Here is a 13,344-nt window from a genome sequence, read left to right as displayed (position 1 = left end):
AATTTTGCTTATTACGTGGAAATAAAAAACTTTAAAATTTATTTCCACGTAATGAGCAGTTTAGTTAAGTTCTGATTTATGTTTATAATAAAAATAAATACATTGTGTTATGAATATTAAACTTAGTAGACCAAAAAGGGGATATAGTGTTGAGATTAAATTTGAAAAGCCAATTTGAGATATTGGTAGTGCTACTGCTAAAACTATAAAAATTCCTTTCTTAAATTTAATATTAAAACTTTGTTCTAGTGTTTTGCTAATTGAATATACATCAGAAACCTCTGTAGAAAACATTTCAAGCCAAATTATTACTAATAATAAAGCCTGCATAATGTTACCGAATCTTTGTGCAACTAAAAGTAATGGTATTTCAAGTTCAAATATATAAGGTTGATTTGCTAAAAGTAATAAATTAATAACGGAAGACAATAAGGTTAATCCTAAAGCACCTAAGGCAATACCATAAACCATGACTTTAGAGTTTTTAGTTTCATTACTTAATGGAACCAAAACACCAGAACAACAAAGTATATTATATCCAGCATAAAGTATGGTAGAAACAATAACACCATTTTTAGGAGGTTCAAAGCTAGATATATGTTGTAGTGAAATTGAATCTTTAGAAAATAAAAAATAAAAAATTAAAATAAAAGTAATTGTACACAATAGAGCAGGAACAATAAAGGAGTTTACTTCAATAAGTCCTTCTGTATCTCTAAGTAAAAAGATGCAAGCAAGACAAAGCATTATTAACGTACCAATAATTTTAGGTATTCCAAAGAACTGATTAATTAAAGCACCACTTCCTGCAAGAATGATTGAGGCACTAGAAATTAAATAAAAAGTTGTTATGATTCCAGTTATTTTACCTAGTAAATTAGGACTTATTATTTTTAAAACATCACTATAAGAATTAAGATTATATTTCATACCTATTTTTGCTATTATTGAGCCCATCAATATATAAAATACTCCACAAAAGAGTATTCCCAAAAAGCTAGTTATACCAAAAGAAGTGAAAAATTGAGTAATTTCTTTACCAGAAGCAAGTCCAGCACCAACAATTGTTCCAATAAATACAGCAGCAATTTGAAAAATCTTAGTGAAATCTTTCTTCACGCATATCCCCCCAATATATTTCTAATATCTAATATATAAAGGTTACATTACAATTATTCTTTTTTTGTGAATAAGCTATATTTTATTAGGTAAAATAAATTTAAGAGATTTTTTATAGGTGAAATAAATATGCGAGGAGATTAATTAATATGTTTAGCATTAAAAGATTTTTAAGTGTTACATTACTTTTGACTGTAAGTATGTTAAGTGGATGTAGTAAATTAGAAAAAAAAAGTGAAGTAGCTATAGATTTATTTGATGTATTTAAAGGAAAGGATTTAGCAACAAATTACTTAATAAATGTTAGTAATGGTAATATTGAAAAAGCTAATGAAGCATGTTTAGATGAGTTAGTTTCAAGTAATATTAATTTATCTGAAGGAGTTTCAAATTTAGCTGGTTTTCAACTTGATAAAACAATAGCAGGTACTGAATTTGCATATTATATTTTTAATGTTGTTAGAGATTCAAATTTAGAGCCAAAAAGTGATTTAGAAAGTTATACTATAAAAGTAAATAGAAATGGAGATAATTACAGCATAAGTGAAGTTAAGGCAAAGCCACAAAGGGAATTATATATAAAAAATAATTCATTAAGAATAATAGGAGAAAAAGGGGGAAAAAGTAGTTTAGTAATAAGCTTAAATAATATTCCAAAGGATACATATTTAAAAGATAATAAAATTATGGTATATAAAGAAAAGGTGCCAAATAATAACTTTGGAAAAGTAGTTTTAGGATTTACAGGAGAAAAGATAGCTATTTCTACTGTAGATGATAATAATGCATTTATTTGTATTGCTTATATTGATAATACATTAATGCAAAATGGTACTGATGATGTAACAAGTGGTACGGCTTCTCAAGGTAATCAAATAAGTGAATTACAAGAAATATTAGAAAAACCTATTACAAGTAAGGTTGTACCTGTAGATTTATTAAACAATGTTCAAATAGAAAATTTTATTTTTTCTAAAGAAGATGATAATATAGCTGTTAATTATAAAGATAAATCAGGAATAGAAAGATTAAATATATATAAAGCAGATGATGGATCTAAAATAAGCTCTAAATTAGATGATACTTTTAATAAAGATATATATAGCGTTAAAGCAGAGAATTTTGATGGAGACAAATTAATTATAAGTGTTTATAAAACAGATGGTACTAATGATAATAGTACTGGTAAGTATAGTTTAAATATAAAGTCTGAAGAAATGATTAAATTGTAATTAATAGATAAGTAATTTATAATATAGTAAAAATAAAAGAGGTTAATGTTTAAATACATGACCTCTATTTTAATTATAAAAATTAATTTTAAGGTAAATGAAAGAGTTAATATAAGGAGAAAAATGATGAAGGAATGGAATGGAAAAAGGTATCACAGTTTAAATTATTTCCTAAGAAATAAATTTGGAGAAAAGATATTTAAAATATCATTAGATGGAGGATTTACTTGTCCTAATAGAGATGGAAAGGTTGCAAAAGGAGGATGTACTTTTTGTAGTGCCAGAGGTTCAGGAGATTTTGCAGGAAGTAGAATATTATCAATTACAGAGCAATTTGAGGATAGAAAAGAAATGATGGAGAAGAAGTGGAAGGATGGTAAGTATATTGCTTATTTTCAAGCATATACTAATACTTATGCTCCAGTTGAAGAATTAAGAAGAAAATATGAGGAAGCATTATCTCAAAAAAATGTTATTGCTTTATCTATAGCAACTCGACCAGACTGTTTAGATGATGATGTTTTAGACTATCTTGAAGAATTAAATAAAAAAACTTATCTTTGGGTTGAATTAGGGTTACAAACTATAAATGATGAAACAGCGCATAACTTTAATAGAGGATATGATTTTGAGGTTTTTGATAGTAGTTTAAAGAAATTACAAGAAAGAGGAATAGAAGTTGTTGTACATACTATATTTGGGCTTCCAGGAGAAACTAAAGAGGATATGTTAAAAACTATAGATTATGTTGCACACTCTAAAGCTCAAGGAATCAAGTTTCACTTATTGCATTTAATGGAAGGTACTAAAATGGTTGAACAATATGAAAGTGGAGAATTAAAGCTATTAAGCAAAGAGGATTATATTGATTTAATATGTAAGGGTGTAGCTATGATACCAGAGGATATGGTAGTACATAGATTAACGGGCGATGCTCCAAGACAAAGTTTAATTGGACCTATGTGGAGTTTAAAAAAATGGGAAGTTTTAAATGATATTGATAAGGCACTTGTAGATAATAATATTTGGCAAGGAAAAGATTTTAAATAGAATAAGTTAACAACTTTATAAATAGTTTTTTATTAATTTTAAAAGTTAGAGGCTACTAACGTTTTATTAGTAGCCAAGAAATCTAATAACAAGATAAGATATTATGTTTATTTTTAAAGATTAAACAACTTGGAAAATAAAGAATTTTAAGTAATATGATTCATCAGAATTCCAAAGAATTGGATGATCTGAACTTTGGGTTCTAACTTCAATTTGTCTTAAAGTTCTTCTAGCATCATGTGCTGCTTCAAGAACAGTTTTCTTTAGTTGTTCCTCACTCATGTAATGAGAACAGGAACATGTAGCAAAATAACCACCTGGTTTAACCATTTTTAAGCCTCTAAGATTAATTTCTTTATAACCTCTAATTGCTGATTTAACAGTATTCCTAGATTTAGTGAATGCTGGAGGATCTAAAATAACAACATCAAATTGTCTGCCTTCTCTTGACCAATCTCCAAGTACATCAAAGGCATTATGACATTCAAATTTTACAACATCTTGTAAGTTGTTTAATTCAGAATTTCTTGTAGCACAATCTACAGCATGTTGAGATACATCAATTCCAAGAACTGATTTTGCACCAGCAATACCGGCATTTAAAGCAAATGAACCAGTATGAGTAAAGCAATCTAAGACATCTTTATTTTTGCAAATTCTATGGATAGCAGCTCTATTTTCTTTTTGATCTAAGAAAAATCCTGTTTTTTGTCCGTTTTCTAAATCAACTATGTATTTAACTCCATTTTCAATAATTTCAATATCAGTATTAAATGGAGCAGTTAAGAATCCCTTAGTCTGTTCTAACCCTTCAATTTCTCTAGTCTTTATATCACTTCTTTCATAAACATCTTTAGCACCATATTCTTCAACTAATATTTTTACAATTAATTCTCTATATTTATCCATTCCTAAAGTTGATATTTGAATTACATAATAATCTTCAAATTTATCAACAGTTAAACCAGGTAAGAAATCAGCTTCACCAAATATAAATCTGCAAGATGAAGTATCAATAACAGTTTTTCTATAATCCCATGCAGCGGCAAATCTTTTCTTAAAAAATTCTTCATCTATTTCTTCGTTTATATCTCTAGTCATTATTCTTATAGTAATTTTACTTCTATCATTTATGTAGCCTTTACCTATAAAGTAGTTTTTATGATTATAAACTTCAACAATATCTCCATTTTCATAATCACCATCATATTCGTTTATTTCATCTATGTATATCCAAGGACGGCCTTGCTCGGCTCTTTTATTTTTTCCTTGATGTAAGAAAAATTTACATGCCATAATATTAATTACTCCTTTTCTATTAATTCTCATACGATTATAACATAAGTATTAAAGAATAATAAAAAATTTAATTTAGTAGTTATATAAATTTATTTAATAACAATTTGTTTAATATATTTATAGTATTAGATTAATTATTTTAATTAAATTTGAAAATTTCTTAAATAAAGCATAATTATTTTTTAATAACCAATAAATTACAAAATAGTGTATAAATTTAGTAAAATAAATATGTTAATAAAGTGTTAAAAGTAAATAAAATCGTTTACATAATTTATGGTAAATGATACAATTTTATGTATAAATTAGAAATAGAGTTGGAGGATATATGAAAAAAGTTCTACCTATATCATTAAAGAATAGATTGGAAACAGAATGCTGGAGTTTTTTTAGGTTTGCCATAATAGAAGCATATGATAATTTGAAAAATTGGAAATTTGAAAAATATAATAAGATTTATGCTGATGGTAATGGAAATGTTTTTTTTGGTGTTAAAGGTAAGATATATAATCAACTTAGTGTTTATAATGATATTTTGAATATAAAGGGTTTTTTACACAAAGAAATAAAATCTAATAAAATTATTAATTTCATTAAACAAAGTATTCAAGAAAATAATTATATTATTTTAGAATGCAATTATTCTATTTTAGGAGTAGAGAATACTACTGAAGAATTATATATACATGAATTGATTATATTCGGATATGATGATATTAAAAAAGTATTTTTATGTCCTATTCTTGGGAAAAAAGGTTGGGACATTGAAGAAATACCATATATAGATATAGAAAAAGCTTATTCTTATTTAGATAAAATAGATATAAATAAAATTGGACAAACTTTGTTATATAAAAGAGAATATCACTATCCAATCAATCTTATAAAGGTGAAAAATGGATATAGTTATGATGATAATATATTTTTGTTGTACTATGATATTCTAGAATTATGTAATGAAACAAAATATAAATATACAAATAATAATTTAAAGAATGATGTAGAGTTTTATGATGGGTATTTAGCTTGTATACAAGATTTAATAAATGCAGGTGAAAAAATTTTATTAAATAATTATTCTGACAAGGAGTATTTTTATTCTACTAACATTAGGAAAATTATAGATTATAGAGAAATATTATATGAAAGAATTAATTATTTATTTAAAATTAATAATATTACTTTAAATAATATTGTTTTATTAGATAAGTATATAACGAATAAATTATATATAGCCTTTAATTTAGCACTTAAATATGACTTAAATGGGAACGGAAAAAATATTGATGTAGTTGTAAAAAATTTAATTGATTTTCATGAAAATGAAAGAATTGTCTTATCAAAAGTAAAAGAGATTATGGAAAAATTTATATTAGAAAATTATTAAATAAAAGTAATAATTAAAAAAGTATTATTAGGGAGGGAATATGAAAAAATATATTTTAAAATATAAAATATTATTAAGTTTAACTGTAATTTTTAAAGTTACTACTTCGCTTATGTATGTTTTTATTGCATTATTATTACAACAAATTGTTGATACTGTAATGAATGGTGATGTTGATAAATTTGCAAGGTTAGCTATATTTATTATTTTATATTCGTTAACTCTTAGCTTTTTTGAGTATTTAACAGGTGCAACTTATGCTAAGTATTTACAAAAAACTGTAAGTAAACTAAGAGAAGATTTATTTAAGGGATTATTTAAAAAAGGATATAAAGATTTTTCTTCTCATAATACAGCAGAGTATATTTCACATTTAACTAATGATATTTCTTTAGTAGAAAATAATTATATAAATCCAATAATATTAATGATTGGTTATATAGTTATGTTTATTGGAACAGTTATAATTCTTTTATCTTTAAATGTATGGGTTACATTATCTTTATTTTTAACTGCCATGTTAATGTTAGTAGTGCCAATTATATTTAGTAAAATAATAGATAAAAATCAACTAGAATTATCTACTAAATTAGGTGTATTCACAAACATAATAAAAGATATGTTTTTAGGTTATGAGGTAATTAAATCTTATAACTTAAATAAAATCATAAATAAAGAGTTTAATAAAAAAAATATTACTCTTTCAAATTATAGGTTTAAAAGCGATAATATTAGAGCATTTACCGATTCAATTTCATCATTTTTAGCTATAGGTTGTCAAATAACTGGGTTAATTATTAGTGGATTTTTTATATTAAGGGGAAGTTTATCTATAGGAAGCTTAATAGCTGTAATACAATTAGGAAACGGAATTCATGGGCCTATAATGTGGATAATTCAAAGAGCTACTCAAATTAATGGTATGAAAAGCGTAAATAAAAAGCTTATAGATATAATAAATACTGAAAATAGTAGTAATAATCTTAAAGAAGTAGGTTCATTTAATCATGAAATTAAAATAAGAAATTTAGATTTTGGTTATGAAAGTGACAAAAACGTATTAAAGAATATAAATTGTACATTTAAAAAGAATAAAAAGTATGCCATTATTGGAGAAAGTGGTTGTGGTAAAAGCACTTTAATAAAGCTTATTTTAGGATATTATGATACCTATAATGGTAGTATAACAATAGATAATCAAGAAATTAAAAAGGTTAAATATGAAAGTTTAAGTAAGTTATTATCAATTATTCATCAAAATGTTTATATGTTTGATAATAGTATAAAAAATAATATTTTACTTTGGAAAGAATTTGATGATCAAAAGATAAAAAGTGCATTAGAAGCAAGTGGAGTAAATAAATTTTTATATAAATTAGAAGATGGATTAGATTATTCAGTAGGGGAAAATGGGAAAAATATATCTGGTGGTGAAAAGCAAAGGGTAGCTATAGCTAGGTCGATTATTCAAAATACACCTATATTAGTAATAGATGAGGGAACCTCATCTCTAGACAATAAAACAGCATATGATATTGAAGATAAGTTATTAAATCAAGAAGACCTTACAATAATAACTATAACTCATAAAATCAATAAAGAATTATTACAAAGGTATGATGAAATTATAGTTATGGATAAGGGAGAAATAGTAGAAATTGATAGTTATGATAATTTAAGTTTGAAGTGTGTAATTTAATAATTAACATAGATTATTATTTAATAAGTAATTAGGGAGAAGAACAATGAATACCTTAACTGAATTAAAGTTTTTAAAGAAAAATAAATATTTAATTAATCCAAAGTTACTACAAGTGGAAATAACGGATATTTGTCCATTACATTGTAAACAATGTTATAAAGATCTAAAAAGACAGGGTGAAATGAGTTATGAAAAGATTTTACAGATAATAAATGAAGCAAAAAGTATTGGTGTAAAGAAAATAGTTTTAAATGGGGGAGAGCCTTTACTTCATAGTAGAATAATAGATATTATTTGGAGGATTTCTGAAGCAGATATTATTCCTGTATGTTTTACAAGTGGGTATGGAATAAACACAATATTTTTGAAAAAGCTGGAGGGAACCAAGGTAGAATTCCTATTATCATTAAATGGATCTAATAAATATATACACAATAAATCTAGAGATGGATTTGATATAACAATGAAAGCTATTGATTTATTATTTAAATTAGATATAAAGTATTCTATAAATTGGGTAGCAAGACATGATAATGTTAAAGATTTAATTAATATGATTAATTTAGCTAAAAGATTTAAAGCATTTAAAATAAATATAGTTGCTAATAAATTAACAAGTTATGGAGAAATAAATTCAGAGTTAACTAAATCAGATTATGAATTAGTTAGAGAAGTTATTAAAAAAAATGACAATGATAAGTATATAACTATACAAAATTGCTATAATATTTTAGGGGCATTTTGTTTTGATGGTAATGTACCTAAAATGACTGGATGTAATGCAGGAAAAACATTTTGTGCAATAACTAAAAAAGGGGAGTTTTTACCATGCACTCATTTGTATCATAGAGAAGCATTTGAAAATATACAGGATTACTGGAAAAACTCAAAAGTATTATATAAGTTAAGAAATAATAGTAATGATAATTCTTCCTTATGTAATAAGTGTTTATATAAAAATAGATGTAGACCATGTAGAGCAATGAATAAAGAACTTCATGATAATTTATCATTACCAATAAAAAATTGTTTACTATTTCAAGGAAAATATGGGGGTGAAAAAAGTAATGAATTATAATAAATCAATTTTTAATATAAAATGTAGAGATATTAATAATAATTTATTAATTATTAATACATATTCAAATAAAATGTTAAGGATTTCAAAAGAAAATGAAGATGAAGTATTAAAAATATTGAATAATGATTTAAAAATTACCAATAAGAATTTAGTAAAAAAAATGTTAGATACGGGGATTATAGTTAAATCGGATATTAATGAAATGAAAATTGTGAAAGACGAAATTGAAAAATCGATTTATGGATATGATTTTATGAATTTAACAATAGTTCCAACTGATGCTTGTAATTTTAATTGTAAGTACTGTTATCAACAAGATCAAGTACATTATATGAGTGATACTGTGATAAAGTCATTAATGAAATTTGTTTCGGTAAATATATATAATTATAAGCATTTAAGTTTAAATTGGTTTGGTGGAGAACCATTAATATGTAAAGATAAAGTTATAAATATTTCTAGTGAAATTAAAAATATATGTAAAAAAAATAAGGTGAATTTTATAGGTTCAATTACTACTAATGGTTCAGAATTAGATATTTCTACATTTAATAAATTAATTAGAAATAATATTTTATTTTATCAAATTACTATTGATGGGATTAATAAAACACATAATAAATATAGACGATTTAAAAATGGACAAGAATCATTTGATACTATAATAAATAATTTGCGTGATATTAGGGATAATATCAAATTAAAGGTTTTTCAAATAGCTATAAGAGTAAATTTAACTAAAGAAATTGATAAATATAGAGAAGATTTTCTTAAATTTTATAAAAGTGAATTTGGAGATGATAGAAGATTTTATTTATATTTAGAAAGAGTAAAAGATTGGGGAGGAGTTAAAATAGAGAATATAAAAAATGAAATTATAAATAAAGAAAGTGATATTTTATTAAAATGGATGAATAGGGCAACTGAACTTAATATTCAATTACCTCGTTTTTATGAATATAATAAATATCAATCTATCTGTGATGGAAGTAAAAAAAATGGATTTATAGTTAACTATGATGGAAGTTTGAATAAATGTACACTTGCAATATATGATGAAGAATTTAAAGATTTAAATAATATAGGTAATATTAATAATTCATTAGATAAGGTAAATATTAAAAAATCAAATTTATGGACAGGCTTAAACAAAAGGGAGAAAGATTGTTTTAACTGTAGCGTATTACCTTTTTGTGGAATGGTAGGATGCTCTTATGAAAAACTGAAAAAATCAGAAATTGCTTGTAGAAAATATGAAATTATTGAACTTTTTAGATTGCAAGCTATAAATGCAAGTAATTTTAATAAGTGCATAGATATATGATAAGGGAGAATAAAATATGGACATTAAAAATAATATTATTCAGATTTTTAAAGATAATGCTATTGAGGTAAATGAAGAAAACTTAGAAGAAACTATTGATATGGATTCTTTAACATTTATTAGTATATTAATGGAAATAGAAGATTTTTTTTCAATAGAAATAGAAAATGAAAAATTATTAGTTGAAGAGTTTAATAGTATATTAGCTTTTGAAAATATAATTTCAAAATATTTATAAGAATAAAATTTTAAAAAGTTTGAATTAAACAGGATAATTAAAGATATTAACTTTAAAGTTATATATTTAATTATCTATAATTAGTATTTTTAGTTATCCTGTTTATTAAAAATAAAGACTTAATTAAAACAGGTTTATTATTTTAATAATAATTAAAATTTAATAGGAAAGGAGGAAAGGTGTATGAAAAAGCTTGTGAAAAAAAATAAAAAGCAAAACAAAATTTGCTTATATGCAGAAAATGGATGGTTTGCTTGTAGTTGCTAATTTTAATTAAATATTTTAAATTTAGGGGATATTATGGTTAAAATTGCAATAATAGATAGTGGAGTAGAAGAAGAACATGAAAAATTGAAAGAATATAAATTTAAAGGAATTAATATAGAATTTGATGATAAATATTTTGTAAATCAAGATATAAAAGATACAGTAGGGCATGGTACGGCAATTACATATCAGATTAAAAAACTAATTCCAAACTCAGAAATATATATAATAAAATTATTTGATTCTTACAAAGAAACTACAACAGAGGATTTAATATTTGCACTTAACTATATTTATGAAAATTTAGATATTGATATAATACATATTAGTAATGGAGTAACAGAAACTACTCAAAAAATTGAGTTAGAAGAAATATGTAATAGGTTAATAGAAAAAGGAATCATTATAGTTGCAGCATTTGATAATAATGGTGCAATTTCATATCCAGCAGCTTATAAGTCCGTAATAGGAGTTGATTGGAATATTGATTGCATTAATCCAACTGATTATTTCATGGTCAAAAATAGTAGTGTTAATTTTTTGGCAATAGGAAGAGAGCAAAGATTACCATGGATAAATAATTCTTATAAAAATGTATCTGGTTCCAGTTTTGCAGCACCATATATTACTGCGAAAATTTCAAATCTTATTAATAAGAAAATAAAATCTAAGTCTGAAATTATGGATATTTTAGAACATAGTGCTATTAGTGTATTAAAAGTTAAGGAGGAGGAGGCATTAAGTAAAATTGGAGAAATAAATAATGCTATAATTTTTCCTTTTAATAAAGAGATACATAGCATAATAAGATTTAAGGATATGCTAAAGTTTGATATTAGTGGAATATATGATTATAGATTAACTTGTAATATTGGTTCACAAATTATTGATAATAAAAAGTTTTTAGTTCAAGATTTAAGAAAAATAAATTGGAATGATAAATTTGATACATTTATATTAGGTCATACGAGAATATTATCAAATTTAGCTAAAGAAGATTTTATTATATATATATTAAAAAAATGTATAGAATATAAAAAGAATTTATATGCTTTCGATAGTTTGAACAAATATGAAGATTTATTAAAAATTTTAAAATCACAAGGTAATTGGGTTTATTATCCTTATGTTTGTGAAGAAAATATTTCTAATAAAAATTTGAATAAATTACATGAAATATCTATACCGGTATTGGGTATATTTGGAACAAGCTCTAAGCAAGGAAAATATACATTGCAGTTAAATTTAAGAAAAGCTTTGTTAGAAAAAGGATATAAAATTGGTCAATTAGGAACTGAGCCATCAGCATTATTATTTGGAATGGATTTTTGTTATCCAATAGGATATGATTCAACAGTCAATATAAGAGGAAAAGAATCTATAATATTTATTAATGAGAAACTTTCGAAAATTGATAATGGAGAAAATGATATTATATTAGTAGGATCTCAATCTCAAACAATACCATATACTAGTGGAAATATAGGGTTTTATCCTTTAGCACAACATGAGTTATTATTAGCTAGCAATCCCGATGCTATAATATTATGTGTAAATGTTACAGATGAAATTGAATATATAGAGAGAACAATTTCTTATATTGAAAGCTTAACTCAAGGTAAGATTATAGCACTTGTATTATTTCCTTTGTTAAAAAATAATAAATGGTCAATAACAGGAAATAATTATTATAAAGTAAGCAATATTGAGTTAAAGAAATGTAAAAAGATTTTAAATAATTATTTTAACAAAAATGTTTTTATACTTAATGAAAACGAAGAAATAAATTTATTAGTTGAAAGTATTATTGAATATTTTAAAGAATAATTAGAGATATTTTAACAATTTACAACAATATTATTTTAGATTTAACTACAACTATTGCATTTAAAAATATAATTTAATAATATATAAATAAAAAACCACTTACAATTGTAAGTGGTTTAAATCGTTAAACTTATAGGGGAGTTTTGGAGTTGTATTATTTTGAATAATCTTCGATTAAACTCTGAATCTTTGATTTGCATCTAAACCCATGACAGCTTCCAGTGCATGCACCAGTTATTTTAGAAACTTCCTCAACGGTATGGGCACCATTTTTAATAGTTTCTTTAATCTTAGCTCTAGAGATAGATTTACAAGTGCAGACTTTTGTAATTTTATCAAGGATATCAGCATTTAAGTTATTTTCCATAACGAATCCTCCAAAATACAAAGATATTAGGAAATACAAAAATTAATTATTAATTAAATTTTGCGTAATACGTTTCAACAACTATATTAAATCATAGTATATCAAAATAGTCAACATTAAATAAGAACAATTATTAATTGATTACAATTATTTATATAAAGGTAAAAAATAAATATGAAATTTTAGGTTCAATTGACAAATTACAATTGTTTAATATATAATAATTTCATTAAAGACTATGATTAGGATAAGTACTTTAGTTTATTCTTTTAAGAGAGTGATTGGTTGGTGTAAAATCATAAGATAACTTAAGGAAAATCACCTAGGAGTTTGAGGCTGAAAGTTTTTACAATTAAGCTATCACGTTATCCCGCGTTAAGGGATAGGATATGAAAGTATCTGAATTTAGAGCTTATAGAATATTATAAGTTTATTAACCTTAGGTGGTATA

General features: G+C 24.0%; 11 protein-coding genes and 1 other annotated feature (1 of these 12 cut by a window edge). Of the genes, 8 read left to right on the top strand and 3 right to left on the bottom strand.

The features are described from left to right. Positions 1–60: 60 nt before the first annotated feature. The gene (locus tag QZ321_RS08245) at positions 61–1,119 is read right to left on the bottom strand and encodes a transporter (RefSeq protein ID WP_291748262.1); all 1,059 of its coding nucleotides are present in this window, start codon (positions 1,117–1,119) and stop codon (positions 61–63) included. Positions 1,120–1,268: 149 nt separating this feature from the next. On the opposite strand from QZ321_RS08245, the gene QZ321_RS08240 reads away from it, so the two are divergent. After that, positions 1,269–2,351, top strand: a complete 1,083-nt coding sequence (locus QZ321_RS08240; protein WP_291748264.1) for a hypothetical protein — start codon at positions 1,269–1,271, stop codon at positions 2,349–2,351. A 123-nt stretch (positions 2,352–2,474) separates the two neighbouring features. Continuing rightward, positions 2,475–3,401 (top strand): TIGR01212 family radical SAM protein, encoded by a 927-nt coding sequence (locus QZ321_RS08235; protein ID WP_291748267.1) that lies wholly within the window; start codon positions 2,475–2,477, stop codon positions 3,399–3,401. Between the two features lie 120 nt (positions 3,402–3,521). Here the strand turns inward: QZ321_RS08235 and QZ321_RS08230 are convergent, their stop codons facing one another. Then, positions 3,522–4,697: a class I SAM-dependent rRNA methyltransferase gene (locus tag QZ321_RS08230; RefSeq protein WP_291748269.1), complete on the bottom strand. Its 1,176-nt coding sequence runs from the start codon at positions 4,695–4,697 to the stop codon at positions 3,522–3,524. 331 nt (positions 4,698–5,028) lie between these two features. Here QZ321_RS08230 and QZ321_RS08225 point away from each other — a divergent pair, with 331 nt between their 5' ends. The 6 genes from QZ321_RS08225 (at position 5,029) to QZ321_RS08200 (ending at position 12,526) form a co-directional block, all read left to right on the top strand. Then, positions 5,029–6,087 carry a hypothetical protein gene (locus QZ321_RS08225; protein WP_291748271.1) on the top strand — a complete coding sequence of 353 codons (1,059 nt, stop codon included), beginning with the start codon at positions 5,029–5,031 and terminating at the stop codon, positions 6,085–6,087. Between the two features lie 40 nt (positions 6,088–6,127). After that, positions 6,128–7,786, top strand: a complete 1,659-nt coding sequence (locus QZ321_RS08220) for an ABC transporter ATP-binding protein (protein ID WP_294196581.1) — start codon at positions 6,128–6,130, stop codon at positions 7,784–7,786. A gap of 46 nt (positions 7,787–7,832) precedes the next feature. Next, positions 7,833–8,867, top strand: a complete 1,035-nt coding sequence (locus tag QZ321_RS08215; RefSeq protein ID WP_291748278.1) for a radical SAM protein — start codon at positions 7,833–7,835, stop codon at positions 8,865–8,867. Next, on the top strand, positions 8,857–10,194 hold the full coding sequence (locus tag QZ321_RS08210) for a radical SAM protein (protein ID WP_291748281.1): 1,338 nt from the start codon (positions 8,857–8,859) through the stop codon (positions 10,192–10,194). Before QZ321_RS08215 ends, QZ321_RS08210 begins: the two co-directional genes overlap by 11 nt. 16 nt (positions 10,195–10,210) lie before the next feature. Beyond that, positions 10,211–10,432, top strand: a complete 222-nt coding sequence (locus QZ321_RS08205; protein ID WP_291748284.1) for a phosphopantetheine-binding protein — start codon at positions 10,211–10,213, stop codon at positions 10,430–10,432. Positions 10,433–10,732: 300 nt separating this feature from the next. After that, positions 10,733–12,526: a S8 family serine peptidase gene (locus QZ321_RS08200; RefSeq protein WP_291748287.1), complete on the top strand. Its 1,794-nt coding sequence runs from the start codon at positions 10,733–10,735 to the stop codon at positions 12,524–12,526. 154 nt (positions 12,527–12,680) lie between these two features. Here QZ321_RS08200 and QZ321_RS08195 read toward each other — a convergent pair whose 3' ends face one another. Then, the gene (locus tag QZ321_RS08195) at positions 12,681–12,893 is read right to left on the bottom strand and encodes a (2Fe-2S)-binding protein (protein WP_291748290.1); all 213 of its coding nucleotides are present in this window, start codon (positions 12,891–12,893) and stop codon (positions 12,681–12,683) included. A gap of 229 nt (positions 12,894–13,122) precedes the next feature. Further along, positions 13,123–13,344 (top strand) — a binding site (T-box leader); it runs 22 nt beyond the window's last position.

This window comes from uncultured Clostridium sp. (assembly GCF_910588715.1).
Lineage (GTDB): Bacteria > Bacillota > Clostridia > Clostridiales > Clostridiaceae > Clostridium.
Note: the sequence above shows the minus strand (reverse complement) of the source record. Positions and strands in the feature narration are given on the sequence as shown.

Excerpts from the sequence above, each read along its gene's own strand:
- QZ321_RS08240 (WP_291748264.1), top strand. The coding sequence starts at position 1,269 with ATGTTTAGCATTAAAAGATTTTTAAGTGTTACATTACTTTTGACTGTA.
- QZ321_RS08235 (WP_291748267.1), top strand. The coding sequence starts at position 2,475 with ATGATGAAGGAATGGAATGGAAAAAGGTATCACAGTTTAAATTATTTC.
- QZ321_RS08230 (WP_291748269.1), bottom strand. The coding sequence starts at position 4,697 with ATGGCATGTAAATTTTTCTTACATCAAGGAAAAAATAAAAGAGCCGAG.
- QZ321_RS08225 (WP_291748271.1), top strand. The coding sequence starts at position 5,029 with ATGAAAAAAGTTCTACCTATATCATTAAAGAATAGATTGGAAACAGAA.
- QZ321_RS08220 (WP_294196581.1), top strand. The coding sequence starts at position 6,128 with ATGAAAAAATATATTTTAAAATATAAAATATTATTAAGTTTAACTGTA.
- QZ321_RS08215 (WP_291748278.1), top strand. The coding sequence starts at position 7,833 with ATGAATACCTTAACTGAATTAAAGTTTTTAAAGAAAAATAAATATTTA.
- QZ321_RS08210 (WP_291748281.1), top strand. The coding sequence starts at position 8,857 with ATGAATTATAATAAATCAATTTTTAATATAAAATGTAGAGATATTAAT.
- QZ321_RS08205 (WP_291748284.1), top strand. The coding sequence starts at position 10,211 with ATGGACATTAAAAATAATATTATTCAGATTTTTAAAGATAATGCTATT.
- QZ321_RS08200 (WP_291748287.1), top strand. The coding sequence starts at position 10,733 with ATGGTTAAAATTGCAATAATAGATAGTGGAGTAGAAGAAGAACATGAA.
- QZ321_RS08195 (WP_291748290.1), bottom strand. The coding sequence starts at position 12,893 with ATGGAAAATAACTTAAATGCTGATATCCTTGATAAAATTACAAAAGTC.